The organism is Yoonia sp. TsM2_T14_4 (assembly GCF_049602355.1).
In the GTDB taxonomy this organism is placed as follows: domain Bacteria; phylum Pseudomonadota; class Alphaproteobacteria; order Rhodobacterales; family Rhodobacteraceae; genus Yoonia; species Yoonia vestfoldensis_A.
In genome coordinates, this window is sequence record NZ_CP187137.1 from 1,547,157 (window position 1) to 1,573,713 (window position 26,557).

Annotated in this window: 27 protein-coding genes; 14 read left to right on the top strand and 13 right to left on the bottom strand. The window is 61.6% G+C overall.

Going from position 1 to position 26,557, the window contains the following annotated elements; genetic code table 11:
* Positions 1-157: 157 nt before the first annotated feature.
* The 7 genes from ACPF9B_RS07585 to ACPF9B_RS07615 form a co-directional block, all read right to left on the bottom strand.
* Positions 158-949 (bottom strand): FAD binding domain-containing protein, encoded by a 792-nt coding sequence (locus tag ACPF9B_RS07585; RefSeq protein WP_007204489.1) that lies wholly within the window; start codon positions 947-949, stop codon positions 158-160.
* A 12-nt stretch (positions 950-961) separates the two neighbouring features.
* Positions 962-3,331 (bottom strand): xanthine dehydrogenase family protein molybdopterin-binding subunit, encoded by a 2,370-nt coding sequence (locus ACPF9B_RS07590; protein ID WP_424176470.1) that lies wholly within the window; start codon positions 3,329-3,331, stop codon positions 962-964.
* A 62-nt stretch (positions 3,332-3,393) separates the two neighbouring features.
* Positions 3,394-3,879, bottom strand: coding sequence for a (2Fe-2S)-binding protein (locus tag ACPF9B_RS07595; protein WP_007204487.1), 486 nt, complete (start codon positions 3,877-3,879; stop codon positions 3,394-3,396).
* A gap of 88 nt (positions 3,880-3,967) precedes the next feature.
* Positions 3,968-4,948, bottom strand: coding sequence for a molybdopterin-binding protein (locus ACPF9B_RS07600; RefSeq protein ID WP_424176472.1), 981 nt, complete (start codon positions 4,946-4,948; stop codon positions 3,968-3,970).
* Positions 4,945-5,907, bottom strand: coding sequence for an XdhC family protein (locus ACPF9B_RS07605; protein ID WP_424176474.1), 963 nt, complete (start codon positions 5,905-5,907; stop codon positions 4,945-4,947). Before ACPF9B_RS07605 ends, ACPF9B_RS07600 begins: the two co-directional genes overlap by 4 nt.
* A gap of 35 nt (positions 5,908-5,942) precedes the next feature.
* On the bottom strand, positions 5,943-7,205 hold the full coding sequence (locus ACPF9B_RS07610) for a vWA domain-containing protein (RefSeq protein WP_424176476.1): 1,263 nt from the start codon (positions 7,203-7,205) through the stop codon (positions 5,943-5,945).
* Between the two features lie 59 nt (positions 7,206-7,264).
* Positions 7,265-8,167, bottom strand: coding sequence for an AAA family ATPase (locus tag ACPF9B_RS07615; RefSeq protein ID WP_007204483.1), 903 nt, complete (start codon positions 8,165-8,167; stop codon positions 7,265-7,267).
* A gap of 109 nt (positions 8,168-8,276) precedes the next feature.
* Here ACPF9B_RS07615 and ACPF9B_RS07620 point away from each other — a divergent pair, with 109 nt between their 5' ends.
* The 13 genes from ACPF9B_RS07620 (at position 8,277) to ACPF9B_RS07680 (ending at position 21,711) form a co-directional block, all read left to right on the top strand.
* Positions 8,277-9,500 carry an acyl-CoA dehydrogenase gene (locus ACPF9B_RS07620; RefSeq protein WP_424176479.1) on the top strand — a complete coding sequence of 408 codons (1,224 nt, stop codon included), beginning with the start codon at positions 8,277-8,279 and terminating at the stop codon, positions 9,498-9,500.
* 51 nt (positions 9,501-9,551) lie between these two features.
* A complete protein-coding gene (pyrC, locus tag ACPF9B_RS07625; RefSeq protein WP_424176481.1) occupies positions 9,552-10,604 on the top strand; it encodes a dihydroorotase in 1,053 nt (350 codons plus the stop codon).
* A gap of 56 nt (positions 10,605-10,660) precedes the next feature.
* Positions 10,661-11,332: an orotate phosphoribosyltransferase gene (locus ACPF9B_RS07630; protein WP_007204480.1), complete on the top strand. Its 672-nt coding sequence runs from the start codon at positions 10,661-10,663 to the stop codon at positions 11,330-11,332.
* 198 nt (positions 11,333-11,530) lie between these two features.
* Positions 11,531-13,024: a replicative DNA helicase gene (locus ACPF9B_RS07635; RefSeq protein WP_007204479.1), complete on the top strand. Its 1,494-nt coding sequence runs from the start codon at positions 11,531-11,533 to the stop codon at positions 13,022-13,024.
* A 57-nt stretch (positions 13,025-13,081) separates the two neighbouring features.
* The gene (alr, locus tag ACPF9B_RS07640) at positions 13,082-14,119 is read left to right on the top strand and encodes an alanine racemase (protein WP_424176484.1); all 1,038 of its coding nucleotides are present in this window, start codon (positions 13,082-13,084) and stop codon (positions 14,117-14,119) included.
* A complete protein-coding gene (locus ACPF9B_RS07645; RefSeq protein ID WP_213396185.1) occupies positions 14,120-14,587 on the top strand; it encodes a paraquat-inducible protein A in 468 nt (155 codons plus the stop codon). It abuts the gene before it with no gap.
* Positions 14,588-14,589: 2 nt separating this feature from the next.
* A complete protein-coding gene (gene radA / locus ACPF9B_RS07650) occupies positions 14,590-15,954 on the top strand; it encodes a DNA repair protein RadA (RefSeq protein WP_007204476.1) in 1,365 nt (454 codons plus the stop codon).
* A gap of 27 nt (positions 15,955-15,981) precedes the next feature.
* A complete protein-coding gene (locus ACPF9B_RS07655) occupies positions 15,982-16,584 on the top strand; it encodes a CvpA family protein (RefSeq protein ID WP_213396187.1) in 603 nt (200 codons plus the stop codon).
* Between the two features lie 161 nt (positions 16,585-16,745).
* Complete coding sequence (purF, locus tag ACPF9B_RS07660; protein WP_424176487.1) at positions 16,746-18,215, top strand: amidophosphoribosyltransferase; 1,470 nt, start codon at positions 16,746-16,748, stop codon at positions 18,213-18,215.
* A gap of 52 nt (positions 18,216-18,267) precedes the next feature.
* Complete coding sequence (locus ACPF9B_RS07665) at positions 18,268-18,912, top strand: SDR family NAD(P)-dependent oxidoreductase (RefSeq protein WP_424176489.1); 645 nt, start codon at positions 18,268-18,270, stop codon at positions 18,910-18,912.
* Between the two features lie 116 nt (positions 18,913-19,028).
* A complete protein-coding gene (gene surE / locus ACPF9B_RS07670; RefSeq protein WP_424176491.1) occupies positions 19,029-19,814 on the top strand; it encodes a 5'/3'-nucleotidase SurE in 786 nt (261 codons plus the stop codon).
* Complete coding sequence (locus ACPF9B_RS07675; protein WP_007204471.1) at positions 19,811-20,452, top strand: protein-L-isoaspartate(D-aspartate) O-methyltransferase; 642 nt, start codon at positions 19,811-19,813, stop codon at positions 20,450-20,452. The genes surE and ACPF9B_RS07675 overlap by 4 nt, the downstream gene beginning before the upstream one ends.
* 62 nt (positions 20,453-20,514) lie before the next feature.
* Positions 20,515-21,711, top strand: a complete 1,197-nt coding sequence (locus ACPF9B_RS07680; RefSeq protein WP_424176494.1) for a peptidoglycan DD-metalloendopeptidase family protein — start codon at positions 20,515-20,517, stop codon at positions 21,709-21,711.
* Positions 21,712-21,733: 22 nt separating this feature from the next.
* On the opposite strand, the gene ACPF9B_RS07685 is transcribed toward ACPF9B_RS07680, so the two are convergent.
* The 4 genes from ACPF9B_RS07685 to ACPF9B_RS07700 are packed head-to-tail and all read right to left on the bottom strand — an operon-like array spanning position 21,734 to position 24,127.
* Positions 21,734-22,576, bottom strand: a complete 843-nt coding sequence (locus tag ACPF9B_RS07685; protein ID WP_424176496.1) for an ATP-binding protein — start codon at positions 22,574-22,576, stop codon at positions 21,734-21,736.
* On the bottom strand, positions 22,573-23,439 hold the full coding sequence (gene tatC / locus ACPF9B_RS07690; RefSeq protein WP_007204468.1) for a twin-arginine translocase subunit TatC: 867 nt from the start codon (positions 23,437-23,439) through the stop codon (positions 22,573-22,575). The genes ACPF9B_RS07685 and tatC overlap by 4 nt, the downstream gene beginning before the upstream one ends.
* Positions 23,436-23,882, bottom strand: a complete 447-nt coding sequence (gene tatB, locus ACPF9B_RS07695; protein WP_040482759.1) for a Sec-independent protein translocase protein TatB — start codon at positions 23,880-23,882, stop codon at positions 23,436-23,438. The genes tatC and tatB overlap by 4 nt, the downstream gene beginning before the upstream one ends.
* Positions 23,883-23,908: 26 nt before the next feature.
* Complete coding sequence (locus ACPF9B_RS07700; protein WP_007204466.1) at positions 23,909-24,127, bottom strand: twin-arginine translocase TatA/TatE family subunit; 219 nt, start codon at positions 24,125-24,127, stop codon at positions 23,909-23,911.
* 193 nt (positions 24,128-24,320) lie between these two features.
* Between ACPF9B_RS07700 and ACPF9B_RS07705 the strand changes: the two genes are divergently transcribed.
* Positions 24,321-25,019, top strand: a complete 699-nt coding sequence (locus ACPF9B_RS07705) for a helix-turn-helix transcriptional regulator (protein ID WP_424176499.1) — start codon at positions 24,321-24,323, stop codon at positions 25,017-25,019.
* Here the strand turns inward: ACPF9B_RS07705 and ACPF9B_RS07710 are convergent.
* Complete coding sequence (locus ACPF9B_RS07710) at positions 24,956-25,717, bottom strand: hypothetical protein (protein WP_424176501.1); 762 nt, start codon at positions 25,715-25,717, stop codon at positions 24,956-24,958. The two genes, ACPF9B_RS07705 and ACPF9B_RS07710, sit on opposite strands and share 64 nt — an antisense overlap.
* Positions 25,714-26,532, bottom strand: coding sequence for a sulfite exporter TauE/SafE family protein (locus ACPF9B_RS07715; RefSeq protein WP_007204463.1), 819 nt, complete (start codon positions 26,530-26,532; stop codon positions 25,714-25,716). The genes ACPF9B_RS07710 and ACPF9B_RS07715 overlap by 4 nt, the downstream gene beginning before the upstream one ends.
* Positions 26,533-26,557 lie beyond the last annotated feature (25 nt).

Here is a 26,557-nt window from a genome sequence, read left to right on the forward strand (position 1 = left end):
AACACGCGGGAAGGCCGCCAGATGGTCATGCTGATCGGCCCGCTATCAAAGTAATATTTCAACGATGGGCAGCATACTTGCCCCTCATTCCAACGACAAACGGGCGGCTCAGTGAGCCGCCCTTTTTCATGTTGAAAGCAAGATGGTGCCGAACCGGTCAGGTCGCGGCGGTCACCGCGCGGCCGGTCATCACCTTGACCAGATGCGCGCGATAGGCGGGTGTCCCGTGCAGATCGCCGATCATGCCGTCAGCATCGACAGACAAAGCGTCCAGCGCCTTGGGCGAGAAATCGGCGGACAAGGCGGCCTCGGCCTCATGCCAGCGGAACACACCCTCCTCCGACGCACCGGTCACCGCGACCCGCACCCCATCTGCGTATTTCGCCACGAACACGCCCACCAGCGCGAAACGTGACGCGGGCTGGACGAACTTCATGTAATGCGATTTCTGCGGAATCGGGAAACGGACCTCGGTGATGACCTCGCCTTCGTCGAGTGCGGTGGTGAACATCCCCTGAAAATAATCATCCGCCGCGATCTGGCGGGTGTTCGTGATGATCACGGCCCCAGTGCCAAGCACCGCCGCCGGATAGCAGGCGGCAGGGTCGTTGTTGGCCAGTGATCCGCCGATAGTGCCACGGTTGCGCACAGCCGGATCGCCAATATGGCTGGCCAGATGCGCCAACCCCGCGAAATGCGCCGCCGCGTCGCGCGCGACGGTCGCATGGGTCGTCGCCGCCCCGATGCAAAGCGCGCCGTCATCCGACAAACAGACGCCCTGCATCTCGCCGATGGCGGACAGGCTGACCAGCACGTCAGGGGCCGCAAGGCGCGCCTTGAGCGTCGGGATCAGGGTCTGTCCGCCGCCCAGCGCCTGCGCACCATCCGATTGCAACGCCTTGACCGCATCCGCGATAGTACCAGGCCGTTCGATTTCAAAAGCATACATGCCAAAGTCTCCTTACGCGTTTTGCATGGCATCCCAGACGCGCAGCGGCGTCAGGGGCATGTCGATATGGGTGACGTTCTTGCCCGCCGATTGCAGCGCATCGACCACGGCATTGACGATTGTCGGCGGCGATCCGATTGCCCCCGCCTCGCCACAGCCTTTCACGCCCAAGGGGTTATGCGTGCAGGGCGTACCATTGGCGTGGTCCACCGTATAGAACGGCAGATCATCCGCGCGCGGCATGGTGTAATCCATGTAGCTGGCCGACAAAAGCTGACCGTCATCATCGTAACGCGCCCCTTCCAGCAGCGCCTGACCAATGCCTTGCCCAAGCCCGCCATGCACCTGCCCGGTCACGATCATCGGGTTCATGATATTGCCGAAATCATCCACCGCGACGAAGCGGTCCACGCGGACCTTGCCGGTATCGGGGTCGACCTCGACCTCGCAGGCATAAGCACCGGATGGATAGGTGAAATTGGCAGGATCATAGAACGCCGTTTCCTCCAACCCCGGTTCGATATCCTCGATGGGGAAGTTATGGGGGATATAGGCCTTGAGCGCGACCTCGCCAAAGCTGACGGATTTGTCGGTGCCTTTGACGGTGAACTGGCCATCCTTGAAATCTACGTCATCGGCGGATGCTTCCAGCATATGGGCAGCAATCTTTTTGGCCTTGGCGATGATCTTTTCGGTCGCTCGGACCATAGCGGACCCGCACACCGCCAAGGACCGCGACCCATAGGTGCCCATCCCGAAGGGGATTTTCGACGTATCGCCATGCACGATATCAATGCTGGCCGGATCAATACCCAGCATTTCACCAACGATCTGGGGGAACACGGTTTCATGCCCCTGCCCGTGGCTATGCGCCCCGACCATGACCGACAGGTTACCAGTGGCATTCACCCGCACGGTGGCCGCATCATAAAGGCCGACACGGCTTCCCAGCACACCGACAAGGTTTGACGGCGCGATGCCGCAAGCCTCGATATAGGCGTTCAGGCCCAAACCGCGCAGCATGCCGCGGGCTTCGCTTGCCTTGCGGCGTGCGGCGAAACCGTCACGGTCGATATGCTTTTCCAGCGTATCCATCAGCGCGTCGTAATTGCCGGAATCGTATTCCAGACCAGCGGCGCTGGTGAACGGATACTGATCGGGCTTGACGAAGTTCTTGCGCCGGATCGCAATCGGGTCGATCCCCAATTCGCGCGCCGCCTTGTCGATGACGCGCTCGATGGAATAGGTCGCCTCTGGCCGGCCCGCGCCGCGATAAGCGTCCACTGGTGCGGTATTGGTGAACACGGCTTTGACGTTCACATAGACATTCGGCACCGTGTAATTGCCCGCCATCAGCGTGCCATGCAGAAAGGTCGGCGTCGCGGTCGAGAAATTCGACAGATACGCCCCGACATTCGCCATGGTTTCGGTGCGGAAGGCGATGAAAGTGCCGTCCTTTTCACAGGCCAGTTCGATCTTGGTCACATGATCGCGGCCATGTGCATCGGTCAAAAACGCCTCTGTCCGATCAGCGGTCCATTTCACAGGACGTCCGATCTTGCGCGCAGCGGCCAGCACCAAAGCTTCTTCGCCGTAGTGATAGATTTTTGATCCAAAGCCGCCGCCCACGTCAGGCGCAATCACTGTCAGCTTGTTTTCGGGGATGCCCATGACAAAGGCCGAAATCAGCAGGCGCGTCAGATGCGGGTTCTGTGATGTGGTCTGCAGAATGTAGCTGTCATTGCCCGCGTCATAACTGCCGATGGAACAGCGCGGTTCCATCGCATTTGGCACCAGACGGTTGTTGACCAGTTCCAGCGTTGTCACATGCGGGGCCGCCTTGATCGCAGCGTCAGTGGCGGCGCGGTTATCCTCGATCCAGCCCCAGTCGAAACACTGGTTGGTGCCGATTTCATCATGCACGAACGCATCGCCAGCCAAAGCGGCGGCCATATCGACGATAGCGGGCAATTCTTCGATCTCGGCCACGATGGCCTCGGCGGCATTGCGGGCCTGCAATTCAGTTTCGGCAATCACGGCGGCATAGGCATCACCGACATGGCGGACCTTGCCATGCGCCAGCACGGGGCGCTTGGGTTCCTTCATTGGCGTGCCGTCACGGCTGTTGATCAGCCAGCCTGCGGGGTTGCCGCCGACATCGGCAAAATCGGCGCCGGTAAAGATCGCCAGCACGCCGGGCATGTCTTCGGCGGCCGATGTGTCGATGGATTTGATGATCCCATTTGCCACGGTAGAGCGACAAAAAATCGCCGTGGTCGCGCCGTAATGTTTAATGTCGTCGGTGTAATGTCCCGCACCCGTCAAAAAGCGGATGTCTTCGCGGCGCTTGTCGCTGGCGCCAATTCCTGTGTCCTTAGGCATTGAAATTCCTCCCGGTTGGGACGGCAGCACAATAGCGCGCGTCCCCGTTGCTCCCTGAATTCTTATTCTGCGGCGATGGCTGTCACATCCTGGCCGGATGCGGCCATAATCGCCTTGACGATATTGTGGTATCCCGTGCAGCGGCAGATATTCCCCTCCAGGTAACTGCGCACTTCGGCCTCGGTGGGCTTTGGGTTTTCCTTCAGCAGCGCCGCCGCGGTCATCACCATGCCGGGCGTGCAGAACCCGCATTGCAGGCCGTGATGGTCCTGAAACGCCTGCTGGATCACATTCAGCGATCCGTCCTTGTTGGCCTGGCCTTCGATTGTTGCGACATCAGCGCCGTCCGCCTCGATGGCGAACATCGCGCAGGCCTTGACCGACTGGCCGTTTACATGGACCACGCAGGCCCCGCATTGCGACGTGTCACAGCCGACATGGGTGCCGGTCAGTCGCAGATCATCGCGCAGGAAATCCACCAAAAGCGTGTGGCCTTCCACCTCCCGTGTGATGGACTTGCCGTTCACCACCATTGCTACAGATGCCATTCGTTCCTCCCGATACATCGTTGCTACCTGACGAGTTAAGCACGGCTGAAACCACATGAGAACAACGATCTTTCGCTGCTGTGCAGCATCAGCCGATCTGACGGCGTGGTTGGGGCCGGTCTGGAATTTCCTTGAGCAACCCCCCCACCCCCATCGCGGCGATATCGGCAGGCGTTGGCATACGTCCGCAGACCACCCGTTCCAGCACCCAATCGGCCCCGTTCAGCGCAGGCGAGCGCGCGCAACCCGGCAGTCCGATGACCGGTTTGCCCCGCAGATCACCCAAAAACAGCAGGTTGCCCGGATCCACAGGCATGCCAAATTGGCTGACCTTCCCACCTGCCGCGCGCAGCGCCGCAGGGCCGACATCGTCGATATCGGATGTGGCCGAAGCGGTCAGGATAAAGATCACCTCGCCCGATGCTGCATCAAGAGCAGCGGCCAAATCGTTGATTTCATGGCTGACAATGCAACGCTCATCCAGCGCGATATCAAACCGTGCCAAACGTTTGGCCAAAGCTGTGCGCCCTTTGATGGGCTGTGGTTCGCCCAATCGTGTTTCGATCAGCGTGGCACGGTGATAGACGGGCGGCAGCACGGCCAGCGCCGCTGCCATATCTGCCGCGCGGTCCACGTCCGCCTCTGGCACGGCATAGGAAATGATCTTGATCGTCGCGATCATATTGCCCGCGGCAACGCGGCTATGCAGCGGCAAGGTCGCCAGCGTGATCATCGGGTTGACCGCGTTAAAGCGGCCAATAGCCGCAGCATCCAAAGACAGAATGCCCGCAACCTGCGCAAAAAGGTTCACGCGCCCCGTCGCTGCCGCGCTGACAGTGACATGCGCGCCCACCAGCGCGCGCGCCAGTTTCGCAGCTGCGGCGTTTTCATCCAGATCACCGGGATCAAGCATGGCAACCGTGACCTGCCGCACGCCCGCGCCCTGCAAGGCCGCAATATCAGCGGGCTCCAGCAGCTTGCCTTTGCGCAACAGCGTAGCACCGGCTGGCACCGCATGGGCCAGAATCGCGCCCAGCGCATCCGCTACGGGAACGGGGCCAAATTTCATCTGGCGTGCCGCAGGGTTTGCGTGATCTGCGCCATGATGCTGAGCGCGATTTCTGCCGGCTGGCGACCGCCGATATCCAGCCCCACAGGGGCATGGATGCGCGCGATATCCGCGTCAGTGAACCCCGCCGCCTGCAACCGCGCCACGCGCTTGGCATGGGTGCGGGTGGACCCCAAACACCCCAGATAGAACACATCGCTGCGCAAGGCGGCCATGATTGCGGGGTCGTCAAGCTTGGGATCATGGGTCAGCGTCACGATGGCGGTGCGCGCATCGGGTTTCAGCGCGGCAAGCGCCTCGTCCGGCCAATCCTCGAGGATCGTCTCGCCCGGAAACCGCGCGTCAGAGCCGAACGCCCCGCGCGGGTCGATCAGCACCGGCGCATAGCCACAGGCGCGTGCCATCCCGACCAAGGGTTGTGCGATATGCACCGCACCCACGATAATCATGCGCAAGGGCGGGTTCTGGATGGTGATGAACGTGCCGTCGTCGTCCAGCCCCGCACGGTCAAGGCGGAACCGCTCGGGCGCATCGGCAGCGGTGATGACGCGGCTGATGCCTGTCGCCAGATCGGTGGCCAGCCCGATGGGGCGGGCGGTGGCGCGGGCCTCGGCCAAGGCCTGCAAGGTCTTGATGGTCAGGCCATCACCGACCTGTTGGACCAGCACCTTGATCTGCCCGCCGCAGGCGAGACCCACGGCAAAAGCCGCGTCATCGCTGACGCCGAATTCAAGGATCGCGTGCTGCCCTGCCGTAATGGCATCCATCGCGGCCAGAACGACAGCGCCTTCGACGCAGCCGCCCGAGACCGATCCTTCCATCGCGCCATCTGCATCGATGACCAACTGGCTGCCGACACCGCGCGGCGCCGATCCCCATGTGGCGATCACGGTCGCTAAGGCCACTTTGCGGCCGGTCTGCGCCCAGTGCAGCGCAAGCGCGGCGGGGTCGTTTGTCATTGTCTTCCCTTTCGATAGGCCGCCCGTCGCATGGGTCATGACCCGTGCAATGCCGCCAGCATCCGCCGCTTTTCGCCCCCGTCATCAGGGCGCGTCAATGCGGCGGCCAGACCGGCCAAGGATGCCACGTTATGCACCGCCCGAAAACTGGTGCAATAGGGCAGCATCTGCGCGATCCCGCGCGCCAGAGGCGCAAATCCGTCCCAGCGCAAAAGCGGGTTCAGCCAGATCAATTGCGAAAAGGTCAGTTGCATCCGTTCCATCTCGCGCCCCAGATCATGGGTGGCGTCGCGGTCCAGCCCGTCGGTGATCAGCAGCACGACCGCCCCCTGCCCCGCGACCCGCCGCGCCCAGTCGCGGTTGAAATCATGCAGGCAGGCCCCGATCCGCGTCCCACCTTCCCAATCCTGCGCCTGTGCGCCCGCCGCCGCCAGTGCCGCGTCCACATCGCGCCGGCGCATGTGGCGGGTGATGTTCGTCAGCCGCGTGCCAAAGGTAAAGGCATGGACCTGCGCCCAGCCCTGGCCTTCGCGGTTGGCGACGGCATGGACGAAATGCAGCACAGCGCGCGAATAGGACGACATCGAGCCGGAAATATCGCACAGCACCACCAGGTTGGGGTAACGCATGCGCTTGCGCGCGGTGGCCAATTTCCCGATCTCGCCGCCCTGCCGCGCGGCGCGGCGCATGGTCCGTTGCCAATCGGCCAAAGGCCCCGGCAACGCCTGCCTGCGCCGTGTCAGGATCGGTGGCACCGGCAGGCGCAACCCAGCCAACATCCGCGTGGCGGCGGCCATTTCCGCCGTGCTCATCTGTTCGAAATCCAGTTGGCGCAGCCGTTCTTCGGCACTGGCGGTCTGGCTGGCGTCGATGTCGATCTCGATCTCGTCTTCGCGCGCCTGTGCCTCTGGTGCGGGCGGCTCACGCCCGTCAAGTAAGGCTTGGGCTGCGCGTTTTTCTGCCGCCTCTGCCACGCGGTCCTGTTGCACGCCGTGGACCATCGGGGTCAGCAGCGACATCATCTGTTCCATATATTGCGGATCGCGCCAGTAGAGCCGGAACAATTGCGCAAAAATGGCGCTGTCCTCAGGTTTGGACACGAAACAGGCGTGCAGGGTCCAAAAGAAATCCGCGCGCTCGCTGAACCCCACCGCCTGCACCGCGTTGATCGCGTCGATCACCCGTCCGGGGCCGAGTTTCACCCCTGCCTTGCGCAAGGCGCGGGCGAAATGGGTGATATTGCCCGCGAGTTTTGGATCGTCCGGCAAGGCAAGCGGGGCATAGGCTGGGGATTTCACATCCCCAATTTCTTTTGGCCCAGACCCCTGTGGGATATTTATGCTCGAACGATGGGACATCATGGGGACAGGCTGGCGCGGGCGTCGTCGAGGATGCGTTTGGCCTGTGCGTTTTGCAGTTTCTGGATGTCGTCCTGATATTTCAAAAGCGCACCCAAAGTGTCGCTGATCACCTCGGGCGAGAGGTTCACGACATCGAGTGCCAATAGGCATTTCGCCCAGTCGATGGTTTCGGCCACGCCGGGTTTTTTATAGAGATCCTCGTCGCGCAGCCGCTGGACGAAGGCCACGACCTCGGCTGAAAGGGCGGCGCTGGCTTCGGGCGCGCGGGCGTGCAGGATCGCGATTTCGCGGTCGAAATCAGGGTAATCGACCCAATGGTAAAGGCAACGGCGTTTCAGCGCGTCGTGGACTTCGCGCGTGCGGTTCGAGGTCAGGATCACGATGGGCGGTTCCGCCGCCTTGATCGTGCCAAGTTCGGGAATCGTGACCTGAAAATCGGACAGCGCTTCGAGCAGGAAAGCCTCGAACGGGGCATCGGTGCGGTCAAGTTCGTCGATCAGCAGGATCGGCGCGCCACCAGGCTGCGGGCGCATGGCTTGCAGCAGGGGGCGTTCGATCAGGTAATCCTCGGTGAAGAGTTCCGATTTCAGCGTGCTGCGGTCGGCGCCGCCTGTTGCCTCGGCGGTGCGGATCGCAATCATCTGTTCGGCAAAATTCCATTCGTAAACAGCCGATGAGGCATCGAGCCCTTCGTAGCATTGCAGCCGGATCAACCGGCGCCCCAAGGCTGCGGCCAGAGCCTTGGCGATTTCGGTCTTGCCGGTGCCGGCCTCGCCTTCGAGAAACAAGGGCCGGCCAAGGCGCAGGGCAAGAAACACCACCGTCGCCAGTGGTCTGCCGCAAATATAGCCCTGATCGCCCAAGGCGGCCTGCGCTGCGTCAATCGTGTCAAATGCCATGTGATCCCCCCTGCCCGCCTATAGCTGCATTCGCCGCGCCCTGCGTCAAGGCATGCATTGCCCCCATGCCTGCCGCGCCCTAAGTTTGCGGCAACAAGGAGACCGCAACATGACCCACAATGCCGCCATCACCGCCACCGGCTTTGGCCCCGACCTTGGCCCGTTTGATTGGGCCGATCCGCTGCGTCTGGAGGATCAGCTGTCCGAAGATGAACGCATGTTGCGTGATGCCGCGCGCCAGTTTGCGCAAGACAAATTGCAGCCACGTGTCACCGCAGCCTACCGCGATGCCTTGGTCGCGCCCGAGATTTTCACTCTGATGGGCGAGGCCGGATTGCTGGGCCTGACGATCCCAGAGGAATACGGCGGGCTGGGCGCGGGCTATGTCACTTACGGCCTAGTCGCGCGCGAGATTGAACGCGTGGATAGCGGGTACCGGTCTATGATGTCGGTGCAATCGTCCTTGGTGATGTATCCGATCCATGCCTACGGGTCCGATGCGCAGCGCGAAAAATACCTGCCCGGGCTGGCGGCGGGCACGCTCATCGGCTGTTTCGGGCTGACCGAGCCGGATGCGGGCAGTGATCCTGCGGGGATGAAGACCACCGCGAAAAAGACTGCCGGTGGCTATGTACTGAACGGGTCCAAGATGTGGATCAGCAATGCGCCGATTGCCGATGTGTTCGTGGTCTGGGCCAAGTCAGAGGCGCATGGCGGCAAGATCCGCGGGTTTGTGCTGGACAAGGGTATGAAGGGGCTGAGCGCGCCCAAGGTCGGCGGCAAGCTGAGCTTGCGCGCATCGGTCACCGGCGAGATCGTGATGGATAATGTCGAGGTCGGCGAGGATGCTTTGCTGCCCGGCGTGCAGGGGCTGAAAGGGCCGTTTGGCTGTCTGAACCGTGCGCGTTACGGCATTGCATGGGGGGTCATGGGGGCTGCGGAAGCCTGTTGGCATGCCGCGCGCCAATACGGGTTGGACCGCAAGCAATTCGGCAAGCCTTTGGCGCAGACCCAGCTGTTTCAAAAGAAACTGGCCGATATGCAGACCGAAATCGCACTTGGCACGCAGGCAGCCGTGCAACTGGGCCGTTTGATGGAGACGGGCCGCGCAGCCCCCGAAATGATCAGCCTGATGAAGCGCAACAATTGCGGCAAGGCGCTGGATATCGCGCGGGCGTCGCGCGATATGCACGGCGGCAACGGCATTTCCGAGGATTTCCAGATCATGCGCCATATGGTCAATCTGGAGACGGTCAACACCTATGAAGGCACCCATGACGTGCATGCGCTGATCCTTGGGCGGGCGCAGACCGGGTTGCAGGCGTTTTTCTAGGACGCAGGAAAGGGATGGTCAGCGCAATCACGATTGTGTAATTGCACTGCCATGCCCGATAAAAACCTGACCAGCCTGACGATCCGCCGCCCCGATGACTGGCATCTGCACCTGCGCGATGGTGCGATGCTGCGCGCGGTGTTGCCTGAAACCGCGCGCGATTTCGCCCGCGCCATCGTGATGCCCAATCTGGTGCCGCCCGTGGTGACGGGCGCGCAGGCAGCTGCCTATCGTGACCGGATCATGGCGGCGCTGCCCGAGGGTATGGATTTCACGCCGCTGATGACGCTTTATCTGACAGAGGCGACCGACCCCGCAGATGTGCGTGCAGCCCATGCCGCTGGGATCGCCACGGCGGTCAAGCTCTACCCTGCCGGGGCCACGACCAATTCGGCATCGGGTGTGCGTGACTTTGAAAAGGTTCGCCCGGTGCTAGAGGCCATGGCCGAGATCGGCATGCCGCTATGTGTGCATGGCGAGGTCACCAACCACGATATCGACATTTTCGACCGCGAGGCCGTTTTCATCGACAAGATCCTCAAGCCGCTGCGCAAGAAAGTGCCGGATCTCAAGGTCGTGATGGAACATGTGACCACGCAGAATGCTGTCGATTATGTGCGCGACAACCCGAAAAATCTGGCTGCCACGATCACCACGCATCACCTGATCATCAACCGCAACCATATTCTGGCTGGTGGGATCAAGCCGCATTTCTATTGCCTGCCGGTTGCCAAGCGGGAAACGCACCGGATTGCCTTGGTGCAGGCGGCGGTGTCGGGGGATAAACGGTTTTTCCTTGGGACTGATTCAGCACCCCACACCGATGATGCAAAGCTGCAAAGCTGCGGTTGCGCGGGAATATTCACCGCGACCAATACCATGTCCTGCCTGGCCGAAGTGTTCGATGTCGCGGGCGCGTTGCGCAAGCTTGAAGCTTTCACCTCGCTCAACGGGCCGATGTTTTACGGCCTGCCGCCGAATGAGGCGACGATCACCCTGACTAAGGGCGACCCTGTTCCCTATCCCGACAGGATCGAAACCGGCGACGGGCCGGTGACCCTGTTCAACCCCGGGTTCGATCTGCACTGGCGTGTGACGGGCTGACGCCCGGCGCTCCGCGCGGGGGATATTTATACTCGAACGATGAGAAAGCGACTGCCATGATCCCCTCCTGCTATCCTGACAAGGCTGAAATTGCACGGCTGAGCGCCTCTATGCTGCTGGAAATCGGCGCAATCGCCTTTAATGCGCGCGAGCCGTTCACCCATGCATCGGGCAAGAAAGCACCGACCTATGTGGATTGCCGCAAGCTGATTTCATTCCCGCGCATCCGGTCCACGTTGATGGATTTTTTGTCCGTCACGATCATGCGCGAGGCGGGTTTCGAAGCCTTTGACAATATCGCGGGTGGCGAGACGGCGGGGATTCCGTTTGCCGCACTCGTGGCCGAACGGCTGGCGCTGCCGATGACCTATGTGCGCAAGAAACCAAAGGGATATGGGCGCAACGCCCGTATCGAAGGCGTGATGACCGAAGGCCAGCGCGTGCTCTTGGTCGAGGATCTGACCACCGATGGCGGATCGAAACTGTCCTTTGTCGATGCGATCCGTGAAACGGGGGCCACCTGTTGCGCAACGGCGGTGATTTTCTATTACGGGATTTTCGACGGCGTCGAACAGACGCTGGCCGATCATGGCGTGCAATTGCTGCATCTGTGCACATGGTGGGACGTGCTGGCCGAGGCCAAGGCGCGTGGCGCCTATGACCCCGAAACGCTGGCGGCGGTCGAGGCCTATCTGCATGATCCGGCGGGTTGGCAGGCGTCTGCCTGAACTTATCCACAGGCGGGCGCGGAAGAATCGCGCGCGCCCGATATCTGGTTGACCAGCTTGCTGCGCCTGCCGCATCTGGTAGGCGGGTTGCAGTCATCGGCGTTATGCACCGCCTTATCCCGCCGGGTGTCAACAAAGTTATACAAGGTGAACTCTGTACCAAGGCCTGCTATGACATTGCGACATGCGAGGTAAGTGATGAACGAAATAGCGACCTTCAACGCGTCCGGCACGACAGATGCCAGCGTCGATCTGATGCCCCATTCCATCGAGGCTGAACAACAGCTTTTGGGCGCGATCCTGACCAATAACGATATTTTTGACAGGGTCGCGGCGATCATCGGGCCAAAACATTTCTATGACCCCGTTCATGCGCGTATTTTCGAAACCGCCGCCACGCGAATTTCCAAGAATGCGCTGGCCAGCCCTGTCACGCTCAAGACCTTTCTGGAAGATGACGAGGGGCTGAAGGAATTGGGCGGGCCGGCCTATCTGGCGCGTCTGGCGGGGGCTGCGATTTCGGCCTTTGCCGCACGCGATTATGCCCAGATGATCTATGATCTGGCGGTGCGCCGCGAATTGATTCAGGTGGGCCGCAATATTGCCGACAAGGCCGCCAAGGTCGATGTGGATAGCGAACCCAAAGACCAGATCGTCGAAGCAGAACAGGCGCTTTATGCGCTGGCCGAACAGGGCACCACCGATCAGGGGTTCCAATCATTCCTGCGCGCCGTCACCGATGCGGTGAATATGGCCAATGCGGCCTATCAGCGCGATGGTGGTATGGCGGGCGTCTCGACCGGGCTGATCGATCTGGACAAGAAGCTGGGCGGTTTGCACAAATCCGACCTTCTGATCCTTGCGGGGCGTCCGTCGATGGGCAAAACCTCGCTTGCGACCAATATCGCATTCAACATTGCCAAGGCTTACAAGAAGGGCATCCTGCCAGATGGTACCGAAGGGGCAGTCGATGGCGGTGTGGTCGGATTTTATTCGCTTGAGATGAGCGCCGAACAGCTCGCCGCGCGGATCCTGTCGGAAGCCGCCGAAGTGCCGTCTGAACAGATCCGCCGTGGTGACATGACCGAAACCGAATTCCGCCGTTTCGTCGATGCTGCCAAATCGCTCGAAGCTTGCCCCTTGTTCATTGACGACACGCCTGCCCTGCCCATCGCACAGCTGGCGGCGCGCGCGCGGCGCCTGAAACGCACCCACGGTCTGGATGTGCTGATGGTGGATTACCTGCAACTGGTACGCGGCACCGGCCGGTCGGAAAACCGCGTGAACGAGATTTCCGAAATCACGATGGGCCTGAAAGCTATCGCCAAGGAATTGAACATCCCCGTGATCGCCCTGTCGCAGCTGTCGCGTCAGGTCGAAAGCCGCGAGGACAAGCGCCCGCAATTGTCCGACCTGCGCGAATCCGGATCGATCGAGCAGGACGCCGACGTCGTGATGTTCGTGTTCCGCGAGGAATATTACAAGGAACGCGAAAAGCCCGGCGATCACGAGATGGAAAAGATGGCCGCCTGGCAAGAAGAGATGGAACGCCTGCATGGCAGGGCCGAGGTCGTGATCGGCAAACAGCGCCACGGCCCCATCGGCACGGTGGAGCTGAGCTTTGAAGGCAAGTTCACCCGCTTTGGCAATCTTGTCAAACCCTGGCAGCAAGGCGGCGATCAGCAGTTCTAGGGGCTGCACCTTCATCCGCCCTTGCCGCCCCCGCCTGCCCCTGCCAAAAGGACGCTTATGAGCACCGGACGCCTGACCATCGACCTTGACGCCGTCGTCGCCAATTGGCGCGCGCTGGACGCAATGACAAATTGCAAAACCGCCGCCGTGATCAAGGCGGATGGTTACGGGCTGGGGTCGGTTAATATCGCCAAGGCGCTGTTCAAGGCAGGCGTGCGCCAGTTTTTCGTCGCCGTCGCCGAAGAGGCCGCACCCATTCGTGCCGAACTGGGCCCGCGCCCTGAAATCAACGTCTTTTCTGGCCATATGAAAGGCGACACCCCCGCGATCCGCGATCTGAACCTGACGCCCATGCTCAATTCCGTGGAACAGGTGACGCATCATTTCGAAACCCTGCCCGGCCATCCGTTCGGCATCCAGCTTGATACCGGCATGAACCGGCTGGGGCTGGAAATGCAGGAATGGGCGGCGATTGCCGGGCTGGCGCTGGACCAGAACCCGACTTTGGTGATGAGCCATCTGGCCTGTGCCGATGAACCCGACCATCCGATGAACCCGCATCAGCTGGCCAATTTCCACATGATGACGGACGGGATCGGCGTGCCACGGTCCTTGTCCGCGACGGGCGGTATCCTGCTGGGGCCGGATTATCATTTTGATCTGACCCGTCCGGGGATCGGGCTATATGGGGCGGAACCTTACGCCCAAGGCACGCCCGCCATCGCACTGGAATTCCCCGTGGTCCAGATTCGCGATGTCGCACAGGGCGAGGTTGTGGGTTACGGCAACAGCTGGCAGGCGGAACGCGCGTCGCGCATCGCCACGATATCGGGCGGCTATGCCGACGGCATCATCCGGTCGCTGTCGGACCGCGCGATTTTCTATCATGGCAAGACGCCCTGCAAACTGGTGGGCCGTGTGTCGATGGACCTGATGACCGTCGATGTGACCGACCTGCCCGAAGACCCCAAGGCGCTGTCGCTGATCTGTGCGGAACAAACCGTCGATGATGTCGCCCGCCGCGCGGGCACCATCGGCTATGAATTGCTGACGCAGCTGGGCGGGCGCTATACCCGCCGGATCTATGGCAAGTGAATGCGCCAAGCGCTGGTCATCGCCAACCTGTCGCTGCTGATCCTGTTTCCTGTCGCCTGGTTCGCGCCGCTGATGCGCGCGGGCTTGTTGCCCTTGTTCAGCCTGTCTGAAATCTCGGTCATCACGGGGTTGCAATCGCTTTGGGGCAGCGATGTGGTGCTGGCGCTGGTGGTCACCGCGCTGGCTCTGTTCTTGCCCTATCTCAAAACGATCTTGCTGGCCTTGGTCCATTTTGGCCTGCTGGCGGACCGCAGCCTGCCTTTGCTGGGCTGGCTGGGCAAGCTGGCGATGGCGGATGTGTTCTTGATCGCGCTTTATATCGTGGTGTTCAAAAGCATGGGATGGGGGCGGGTGGAAACCGCTTGGGGGCTCTATCTGTTCACCGCCTGTGTTCTGGCGTCGATCCTGATCTCGGGGCTGACGGCGCGGGATCGCTTGCATGCAAGCCCTGATCAGGCCAAAAGCTGAGCATGGCAAAAGACCTGTCCTTTACCTGTTCTGAATGCGGTGCCGCCTATTCCAAATGGTCGGGGCAATGCGATGCCTGTCAATCATGGAATACAATCAGCGAAAACAAGGCTTTGGCCAGCGGACCCAAGGGCAAATCCTTGGGTGCCCTGCGCGGCAAGCCGATCCCGCTGATTGATCTGGACACGCATGAACCCGAACCACCCCGCACACAGGCCGGTGTGGCAGAACTTGACCGCGTGCTGGGCGGCGGGCTGGTCAAGGCCTCGGCCCTGCTGGTGGGCGGCGATCCGGGGATCGGCAAATCCACGCTGCTGTTGCAGGCGGCCGCCCGGTTCGCGCGCAACGGTCTGAAGGTGATCTATATTTCGGGCGAGGAATCGACCGCACAGGTCCAGATGCGCGCGCGCCGTCTGGGGCTGGAAAAAAGCCCTGTCCGGCTGGCCGCCGAAACCAATCTGCGCGACATCCTGACCACGCTGGAGGCGGAAAAGCCCGATCTGGCGATTATCGATTCCATCCAGACCATGTGGGCCGATCATGTCGACAGCGCGCCGGGCAGCGTGTCTCAGGTCCGCGCATCGGCGCATGAGCTGACGACATTCGCCAAACGCAACGGCATGTCGGTCGTCATGGTCGGCCATGTCACCAAGGACGGCAGCATCGCAGGCCCGCGCGTCGTGGAACATATGGTCGATACCGTGCTTTACTTCGAAGGCGAACGTGGCCACCAGTTCCGCATCCTGCGCGCGGTGAAAAACCGCTTTGGCCCCGCCGATGAAATCGGCGTGTTCGAGATGACCGGCAAGGGGCTGGCCGAGGTCAAGAACCCGTCGGCGCTGTTTTTGTCCGAACGCGGCGCGCCTGCCCCGGGGTCGGTCGTGTTCGCGGGCATCGAAGGCACCCGCCCGATGCTGTGCGAGATACAGGCGCTTGTCGCGCCCTCACCCCATAGCCAGCCGCGCCGGTCGGTCGTCGGTTGGGATGGCGGGCGGTTGGCGATGATCCTTGCTGTGCTGGAATCGCGCTGCGGCGTGCCGTTCACCGGATTGGACGTTTACCTGAACGTCGCAGGGGGGTTGCGGATTTCAGAACCGGCCGCCGACCTTGCAGTTGCCGCCGCCCTTGTGTCCGCGCGCGAGGATGCGGCAGTGCCGTCGGATGCCGTGATTTTCGGGGAAATCAGCCTGTCAGGCGCGCTGCGCCCGGTGGTGCAGACCGAAAATAGATTGAAAGAGGCCGAGAAACTTGGTTTTACCTCTGCGATCACCCCGCAACAGGCCAAGCAGGTCGCGGTCAAGGGGATAAATCTGCGTCAAGCCCATGATTTGGCCGCATTTGTAGAAGACGTATTCGGCGCGCGGTAATGCGCCAATGGTAGGAGAAGACGAAGCATGGACGGTTTCACACTCGTCGACGCAGGCGTGGCAATCATCATATTGCTTTCGGGGGTGCTGGCCTACAGCCGTGGTCTTGTACGCGAAACCATGGCGATTTTGGGCTGGATCGGTGCGGCTGTCATCGCCTTTACCTTTGCGCCACAGGTCGAACCGCTGGTGCGGCAAATCCCGATCGTCGGCGATTTCATCGGCGACAGCTGCGAACTTGCGATCATCGCGGCCTTTGCAGCGGTCTTTGCGCTGGCGCTGGTGGTCGTGTCGATCTTTACGCCGCTGTTCTCCAGCGTTGTGCAGCGATCCGCAATTGGTGGAATCGATCAGGGGCTTGGGTTTTTCTTTGGCGTGTTGCGCGGCATACTGTTGGTCGCGGTCGCGTTCTTTGTCTATGACACAATCTTTGCGACCCAAGCGATTGGCATGATCGACGACAGCCGGTCGGCTGATATCTTTGCCCAGCTCACCGCGCGGATCGAGGCACAAAACCCCGAACAGGCGCTTGGCTGGATCACCCAGCAATATCAGGATCTGGTCGGCAATTGCGGCGCACCCGCAACCGAGATCACCCCGATCACAGCCCCTGCCCCCGTCACCGAATAAGCGCAAGATTCGGGTCACCGATCAAAGCCATCGCAACTTTGCGGTGGCTTTTTTGGTTCATGGCACGCTTTGATACAGATCTTCATGATCGTTTCGTGACACCCGCGCCGCCAGCGACTAAGTAGAGGCAAATCGCCCTCCCACGGATTCGGAGCAGCCCATTGTCTTGCAAAGACCTTCCCGCCCATCCCTTTGACGACGACAAGCTGCACGAGGAATGTGGCGTGTTTGGCGTCGTCGGCATCACCGATGCGTCAAACTTTGTGGCCCTTGGGTTGCATGCGCTGCAACATCGCGGCCAAGAGGCGGGTGGCATCGTCACGCATGACCCCGCAACCGGTTTCAATCAGGCCCGCCGCATGGGGCTGGTGCGCGATAATTTCACCAACCAGAAAGTCATGGAAACCCTGCCCGGCACGATCGGGATCGGGCATGTGCGCTATTCTACCGCCGGATCGAAAGGCCAGACCGCGATCCGCGACGTGCAGCCGTTCTTTGGCGAATTTTCCATGGGCGGTGCCGCCATTGCGCATAATGGCAATCTCACCAATGCGCGCGCGCTGCGTAAGGAATTGATCGAACGAGGGTCGATCTTTCAAAGCTCGTCGGACAGCGAATGTATCATCCATTTGATGGCCCGGTCCATGGGCCGCAATATCCCCGACCGGATGGAAGAGGCGTTGCGCAAGGTCGAAGGCGCGTTTTCCATCGTCGCCATGACCCGCACCAAGCTGATCGGCTGCCGCGATCCTTTGGGCGTGCGCCCGCTGGTGCTGGGGCAATTGGGCGACGGCTGGGTGCTGTCGTCAGAGACCTGCGCGCTTGATATCATCGGGGCCGAATTCATCCGCGACATCGCACCGGGCGAAATGGTTGTGATCAGCGACAAAGGTGTGCAAAGCCATTTCCCATTTCGCCGTGCGAAATCGCGGTTTTGCATTTTTGAACATGTCTATTTCAGCCGGCCTGATTCGATCCTCGGGGACCGGTCGGTCTATGAAACCCGCGAAAACATCGGCCGCGAACTGGCCAAAGAAGCCCCGGTTGACGCCGATCTGGTCTGTCCTGTGCCAGACAGTGGCACGCCTGCGGCGATTGGCTACAGCCTGCAATCGGGCATTCCCTATGCGATGGGGATCATCCGCAACCAGTATATGGGCCGGACCTTCATCGAACCCTCTGAACAGATCCGCAACATGGGCGTGCGGCTGAAACTGAACGTCAACCGCGCGTTGGTGCGCGGCAAGCGGATCATTCTGGTCGATGACAGTGTGGTGCGCGGCACCACCAGCCAGAAAATCAAGGACATGATCCTTGATGCGGGTGCCGCCGAGGTGCATTTCCGCATCGCCAGCCCGCCCACGGCCTGGCCCTGTTTTTACGGGGTGGACACGCCGCAGCGCGACAAATTGCTGGCCGCGACCATGAGTGAAGAAGAAATGCGCGTGCATATCGGGGTGGATAGTCTGAAATTCATCTCGCTTGACGGGTTGTACCGCGCTGTGGGCCAGCCAAACGGGCGCGATCCGGCATCGCCTGCCTATTGTGATGCATGTTTTTCCGGCGAATACCCCGTTGCGCCGTCCGACATGATCGAAGACGGGTTCCAGACCAAGACGGCAGCGCAATAGCGCGGCACTGATCCCTCTTGACGCGGGGCTGCGTTCGTTGGACAGACGCGCCATGACACAGATTGTATTGATCACCGGCGCATCGCGCGGTTTGGGCGCGGCTCTTGCCCGCCAATTGGCGCCGACCAATCACATCATCGCCGTGGCGAAAACCGTGGGCGCGCTGGAAGAACTCGACGATGCGGTGCAGGCCGCTGGCGGGGCCGCAACGCTGGCGCCGATGGATATCACCGTTGATGCCGCCATGCAGCAGCTGTGCCGGGGGATATTCGACCGCTGGGGCAAGCTTGATATGTGGCTGCACACCGCCGTTCATGCCGCCCCATTGGCCCCTGCGGGGCATATCGGCCCCAAGGACCTGACCAAATCCATGACGATCAACGTCGAGGCCACCGCCCGACTGATCGCCTATGTCAGCCCCTTGCTGGGCCAGACCGGGAAGGCCGTGTTCTTTGACGATCCGCGCGGCGGGCAGCAGTTTTTTGGCGCTTATGGCGCAACCAAGGCCGCACAGATCGCCCTGGCGCGCAGCTGGCAGGCGGAAACGGTCAAGACCGGCCCGCGCGTGCAGATCCTCACCCCCGCGCCGATGCCGACCGCCACCCGTGCGCGGTTCTATCCCGGCGAGGATCGCAGCACCCTGACCGAGCCGACCGCAGAGGCCGCACGGCTTTTGCCCCAGATACTGGCTGACTGACCCGACCTCTGGGTCCTTTGCGCCACAAAGGCGGACGTGGGAGGCAGGCACGCCTTGCGCGGCTTGCCGCCGCAGGGCTGCTGGCCTAGGTATTTGCCAACAGCAAAGGGCAGCGCATGCGTATTTTGATCACCAATGACGATGGCATCAACGCCCCCGGCCTACAGGTGCTGACCCGCATCGCACAGGATATCGCAGGACCAACGGGCGAAGTCTGGACCGTCGCCCCCGCGTTCGAGCAATCGGGCGTCGGCCATTGCATCAGCTATACCCATCCTACGATGATCGCCGAACTAGCCCCTCGCCGCTTTGCCGCCGAAGGATCGCCGGCCGATTGCGTGATCGCGGGGCTTTACGACGTCATGCACGACGCGCGGCCCGATCTGGTGCTGTCAGGGGTGAACCGGGGCAATAATGCTGCGGAAAACACGCTATATTCCGGCACGATCGGCGGTGCGATGGAAGCCGCGTTGCAAGGCATTCCCGCCATCGCGCTGTCGCAATACTTCGGCCCTGCCAACCGCGATCTGGATGATCCGTTCGATGCAGCGATACAGCATGGCGCGGATGTCGTGCGCCGGTTGATGGCGCGCGATCTGTGGGATGAGGCCGATTACCGGCTGTTCTATAACGTGAATTTCCCGCCTGTTGCCGGTGCGGATGTTAAAGGCATGCGCGCCGCCGCCCAAGGGTTCCGGCGCGGCACGCATTTTTCCGCCGAGGCGCAAACCTCGCCCAGTGGGCGGCGTTTTCTTTGGGTGCGCGGCGGCGCGCAGGATGTGCCAACAGACCCCGGCACCGATGCCGCCGTCAATCTGGATGGCTATATTTCCGTCACCCCGATGCGCGCGGACCTGACTGACCGCGCCATGCTACCCCTGCTGCAAGAGGCGCTGGCGTGAGCTTTGACGCGGATACTAAGATGCAGTTCCTTTATGCGCTGCGCAGCAAGGGTGTCACCGATACCCGCGTGCTGACCGCGATGGAACAGGTGGACCGCGCGGCATTCGTGCGGGGCATTTTCGCGGACCGCGCCTATGAAGACATGCCCCTGCCCATCGCCTGTGGCCAGACCATATCGCAGCCCTCCGTCGTAGGGTTGATGACGCAGGCTTTGCAGGTCAATCCGCGCGACAAGGTGCTGGAGATCGGGACAGGGTCCGGCTATCAGGCCGCAATCCTGAGCAAGCTTGCGCGCAGGGTGTATACGATCGACCGCTATCGCAGCTTGGCCGAAAAGGCGCGCCAGATCTTTGCTGATCAACAGATCGCCAATATCATCACCTTTACCGCCGATGGCAGCCATGGCCTGCCTGATCAGGCGCCGTTTGACAGGATTCTGCTCACTGCCGCCGCTGAAGACCCGCCGGGGCCTTTGCTGGCGCAATTGCGCGTGGGCGGGATCATGGTGCTGCCTGTCGGACAATCAGACGCCGTGCAAAGCCTGATCCGCGTGACCCGGCTTGACACTGGCTATGAATATGACGAATTGCGCGCTGTCCGGTTTGTGCCCTTGCTAGAAGGGCTCGGACAAGAGTAAACTGCCACAAAATAAGGTACCGTCCAGGCAACAAGGGACGGCCCAGCACAAGGAGCGGTAGAATGGCCCAAGGGCAAAGCACCATCAGAACCCTATTGCTGACCAGCGTTGCATTGGCTGCTCTTGCGGGCTGCGAAGGATTTGATCCTGATATGCGCGATCTGGGCAACGGGTTCAGCACCGCAAGTGCCGTTCAGGATCTGCCCAAGCGCCCCCGCCCGGATGACCGCGGCGTGATTTCTTATCCCACCTATCAGGTTGTGGTGGCCCAGCAGGACGATACGATCCGTGGCATTGCGATCCGGCTGGGTCTGGATGCCAACATGCTGGCGCAATATAACGGAATCGAGCCTGATACGATCCTGCGCCGTGACGAGATCGTGGCCTTGCCGAGCCGCTTGCCAGACGGCGCCATCGCCCCAGATGCGCCCGCAGCGCAGCAGCCCTTTGATGTGGCCGCGGTGGCGACATCGGCGCTGGACCGTGCGGACGCTGAAGGCGGTCAAATCACCGCAACCGCACTGCCCCCCGCTGACCAGGCAGCACCGCCCGCCGCTGTCGCGCCCGCCACAGCCGCCATCGGTGCAGAACCGATCCGCCATCAGGTCGTGCGCGGGGAAACGGCTTTCTCGATCTCGCGGCTTTACAATGTGCCGGTCACTGCGATTGCAGAGTGGAACGGGCTGAATTCGGAATTCACCATCCGCGAAGGCCAGTACCTGCTGATCCCGCAAGGCGGTGCCACCCCACAGCGTGCGCCAGCCGCTGTTGTGACGGCGCCGGGCGCAGGCAGCGAAACCCCCGTACCACCGAGTGCAGCCCGACCGTTGCCGGCAGCGACAGCCCCTGTCGCCGCACCGCAGACACCCGACACCGGCACGCCTGCACCTGCACCTGCGGCCGCCAGCGCCAGCCGGCTGGCTGCGCCCGTACAAGGCAGCATCATCCGCGCCTATGCGCCCGGCACCAATGAAGGCGTCGATTTCGGCGTCCCTGCAGGCACCGATGTGCGCGCCGCCGACGCGGGCAGTGTGGCTGCCGTCACAACAGATACATCGGGCGGGTCCATCGTGGTGATACGGCATGCCGATGGTTTGCTGACGGTCTATACGCAGATGGACAATCTGACCGTCCAGAAGGATGCGAGCATCAGCCGCGGACAGGTCATCGGCAAGGTGCGCGCTGGCAACCCCAGCTTTTTGCATTTCGAGGTGCGGCGCGGGCTGCAAAGCGTCGATCCGATGGATTTCCTGCCCTAGGTAAGGTGGATCAAGATCCACCTTACGGCAAACGCACGCCCTGCCGTCCTGCCAGATCGGTGAAATATTGCCAGGCCACGCGGCCTGACCGGCTGCCGCGTGTGGCCTGCCATTCGATCGCCTCGGCGCGCAATGTCACATCGTCGATGGTCACGCCGAAAGCATCGCAATAGCCCCGGATCATCGCCAGATAATCGTCCTGATCGCAGGGATGAAACCCCAGCCAAAGCCCGAAACGATCCGACAGAGATACTTTTTCCTCGACCGCCTCGGAGGGTGAAATCGCGCTGGAGCGTTCGTTTTCAATCATGTCGCGCGGCATCAGGTGGCGCCGGTTCGAGGTCGCATAAAGCACCACATTGTCTGGCCGCCCTTCGATCCCGCCATCCAGCACCGCCTTGAGCGATTTGTAATGCGCATCGTCATGGCCAAACGACAGGTCATCACAAAACAGGATGAACCGCGCATCCGAGCTGCGCAGCAGGTTCAGACAGCGGGTGATGCTGGGCAGATCCTCGCGCTGGACCTCGACCAGCTTCAGCGCGGGATGTTCCGCCTGAACAGCGCCGTGGATCGCCTTGACAAGGCTTGATTTTCCCATGCCCCGCGCACCCCAAAGCAGCGCGTTATTCGCAGGCATCCCCGCCGCAAAGCGCTGGGTATTGGCCAACAGCGTATCACGCGACCGGTTGACGCCCACCAGCAAGGACACATCGATCCGGTTGATCCGGCCGACGGGTTCGAGACGGTCAGGCTGCGTATGCCAGACAAAGGCCGAGGCGGCGGCGAAATCGGGCGCTTTCTGCGGGGCAGGATGCATCCGCTCCAATGCGCGTGCGATGCGTTTCAAAGTGTCTTTATTCATGACTTTGGCTCATCATCCATCGCGCCATCGCCATGCAGGTCATCATCCCACAGACCTTCGGCGCGCAGTTTCGCCTCGCGCTTGCGCTCTACCCGCGCGACCAGCTGGATCGACACTTCGTAAAGGCCATAGACCACGACAAACAGGATCACCTGCGAAATCACATCCGGTGGCGTGGCAAGGGCGGCAACGATCAAGATGCCGACGACAGCATATTTGCGCGTGCCGCGCAGGCCGCGGGCCGATACCAGCCCCGCCTTGCCCATCAGCGTCAGCAGCACGGGCAGCTGGAAACACAGGCCGAATGCCACGATGAATTTGATTGTCAGGCTCAAATAAGCCTTGGCCGACCCCTGAAACAGGATACCCGCCGCCTGTGTGCTGCCATCAGTGCCCGACATCACGGTGCCGGGTTGCTGAAACCCAAGGAAAAACCCAAAGGCCAGCGGCGTGATGACGTAATAGGCAAAGGCCGCCCCCAGAAAGAACATGAAAGGCGAGGCGACCAGAAACGGAAAAAACGCCCCCTGTTCGCTTTTGTAAAGGCCGGGTGCCACAAAGCGCCACAATTGGTAGGAAATGATCGGAAAACCGATAATCAGCCCGCCCAAAAGCGAGATTGAAATCGCGACAAAGAAACCTTCTTCCAGGGCGATGAATTGCAGATCGCAGGATTGGTCACGCGCGGCCAGCGCATCGCAGAGCGGCAGCGTCAGAAAGTTGAACAGCGGGTTCCAGACCGTAAAGCTGATGATCATGCCAACGATAAACGCCAGCACCGACCGGATCAGCCGGGTGCGTAATTCAGCCAGATGTTCGATCAGCGGGGCAGAGCTGTCTTCGATCTCGTCAGACTTGCTCATGCCTTGTCCTTTGGTGTGTCTGCCACAGCTGCCGGGGCTTCGGGCTTTGGCGCCGGCGTCTTTGCTGGAGCCGTCTTGACCGCCGCGCGCGCGGCATTTTCCTGCGTGGTCTTGGCCAGCTCATCGGCTTTGGCCTTGGCCGCCTTGCGCTGCGCGGCCAGTTCCTGCGTCGCTGGACCCTTGGTAAAGCTGGTCGCGTCCTTCAGCGCATCAACGCCGAATTTCTTGGGGTCAGACGCTGCGCGGATCGTCTTGCTGACGTCCTTGATCCCAGATTCATCTGCCGCCGCTTCCATCGCGCGGGAAAATTCACGCGCCATGCCACGGGCCTTGCCAGTAAACTGGCCCAAGGCCCGGAACATGCCCGGTAGATCCTTTGGCCCGATCACAATCAAGGCCACGATGCCGATCAGCACCATTTCGCTCATGCCGAGACCAAACATGGCTGGCTATCCCTTCGGGGTGTTGTTCAGACTTTGTCTTTGGCTTTTTGGTCTTCGGGGGTCACATCGCGTGGTTCGGCAAGGTTATCGTCAAGTTCTTTCTTGCTGTCATCGACGCCACGCTTGAATGCGGTGATGCCTTTGCCAACTTCGCCCATCAGGCTGGAAATCTTGCCGCGCCCGAACAGGACCAGCACGACAACCGCGATCAGGATAAGGCCCGGAAGGCCGATATTATTGAGCATGTCTCTCTCCTCTGGCGGGATGCGCCCTTGTCACAGATGATGGTTTCTATGCCTATCCAAGAGCCAAGGAAAGAGATCATTCCAAAAAAATGATGCCCTAAGCACCCTATTTTCTATGATCTATTTCCACTTTGTGCCAAATAACTGTCAGTTGCCAGAATACTGGCACAACGATCGCGCTGAAAGGACATCCATGCGCCGCGCCGATAGATTGATGCAGCTGGTCCAGATCCTGCGCGATGGCAGCCTGCACCGCGCCCAAGACCTTGCGGCGGCGGTGGGCGTGTCCTTGCGCAGTATTTACCGGGACATGGAAACGCTGGCCGCCTCTGGCGTGCCAATTTCGGGAGAACGCGGGATCGGTTATCGCGTGACCGCCGCGATCACCCTGCCCCCGCTGAACCTGACCCTGACCGAGGTCGAGGCGCTGCATCTGGGCCTGTCCGCCGTGGGGGCGGCCGAGGATCCCGATCTTGCGCAGGCCGCGCGCCAGCTGCTGGCAAAGCTGGACGCCGTGATGCCCGAAAATCCCGCCAGCGCGCCTGCGCATGGCTTTGCGATCTATCCTTTTGCGGATGCCGCGCGCGGGTTCCAGCATCTGCCCCGCCTGCGCCAAGCCGTGCGCACGCGCCAGAAACTCGCACTGACCTTGCAGGGCGAAGACCGGACGGTGCGGCCGTTGCAGCTGGAATACTGGGGGCGGCTGTGGACCTGCGTGGTCTGGTGCGAAAAACGGCGCGATTTCGATGTGATCCGTGTCGATCAGATCACCGCCCTGCGGGTGCTACCCAGCCTGTTCGTGGCCGAGGCAGGCAAATCGCTGAATGATTACAAGGCGCGCCGGAAAGACGGCGACAGCCAGTCCGCAACAGCCCCCAGCGGGCGGAAATAGGCGAGCTTGCGGCATTGATCGGTGATTGATGCATCCCAAGGTGCCACCCCGTGCAACAGGTGCCGGTCAAGCATGACAACCTGCCCGGGCAGCGCTGTCACCGCCACTTGCGGACAGCTGGCAAACACGCGGCGCCGCGCGTCTTGATAGGCGGCGGCAACATCAATGTCGCCCCAATGCGTCGGCGGCACCCCGTCAAAACAGGCGGCAAAGGTCGCGCGCATGACGGTGTGGCTGCCCGGCCAGACGACCAAGGGGCTGGCCATACTGGGGTTCAGCGGCAGCCCAAGAATGAAGGTATGCGCTTCGCGCAGATGCCGGCGTTGCGGCGTGCCTTCGGCGTGCAATCCGTCAACATGCGCAGCACAGCGGTTGACGCGAAAGGCATGGGCAGCGTCGGTCTCGCCTGCGTCCTGCGCGGGATAGCCCGGAAAGACCACCGACAGCTGCGCGCGGTGCCAATGGTCCGGCACAGGCACCAGATCGCGCCACGCGCCCGCCAGCGGCACACCCTCAACCGCCCCGTCGGGGCCATTGTCCAGCGCATCGACACCCACGCACCAAGTCCCGCCATGGCGCAGCAGCGGGCCGCGTTGCAGCATCTGGTCGCAGGCCGCATTGGCCGCAACGGCCCAGCGCGCGAGCGCCGGATCATGCGGCAGAACGGCAAAACCGTCATCGTGCAGCGTTTGTATCACCAGCCGACAGCCTTGCGCAGCATGTTCAGCGCCACAAGGATCAGGAACGCCCCAAAGACCCGTTTCAGGCGGATTGGATCGGTCCGGTGCGCAAGGGCCGCCCCCCAGGGCGCCGTGATCAACGTCATCGCGATGACCAGCACGAAAGCCACAAGGTTGACCGCGCCGATGGTAAAAGGCGGGGCAACCGCGATGTCGATGAGCATAAACGCTGCGACAGAGGGTGTGGCGATGATCACGCCGAACCCTGCCGCTGTCGCCACCGCGCGGTGGATCGGCACGTTGAACAGGGTCATGATCGGCACCCCGAAAGATCCGCCCCCGATCCCCATCAGCACCGACAGAAAACCGATCACCGGTGACAGCACCGCGCGCAGAATGCCGCCGGGCATCACCGGACCTAGCCGCCAATGGCTTTTGCCAAAGGTGATGTAGATCGCCACGGTCGCGGCCAGTGTCGCAAAGACCACCTGCAACGTCCCCGATCGCAAAGACGCGGCGACCATGACGCCGATCACCGCGCCAATGGCAATACCGGGAGCCCAGCTTTTCAGGATAGCCCAATCAACGGCACCCTTGCGATGATGCGCCAGCAAAGACCGCACCGATGTGACGATGATCGTGGCCAGCGATGTCGCAAGGCATATCTGCATCAGCTGCGGGCTATCGAAACCCAGAACCGAGAAGACATAGAAAAAGGCAGGCACAAGCACGATCCCGCCACCGACGCCCAAAAGCCCGGCCAGAACCCCGGCAAAGGCCCCGACCACCAGCAAGAACAGGGCCATCTGGACCAATAACATCGTTTCGGGCATTGCGCGTTCTCCGCCTGCTTTGGCG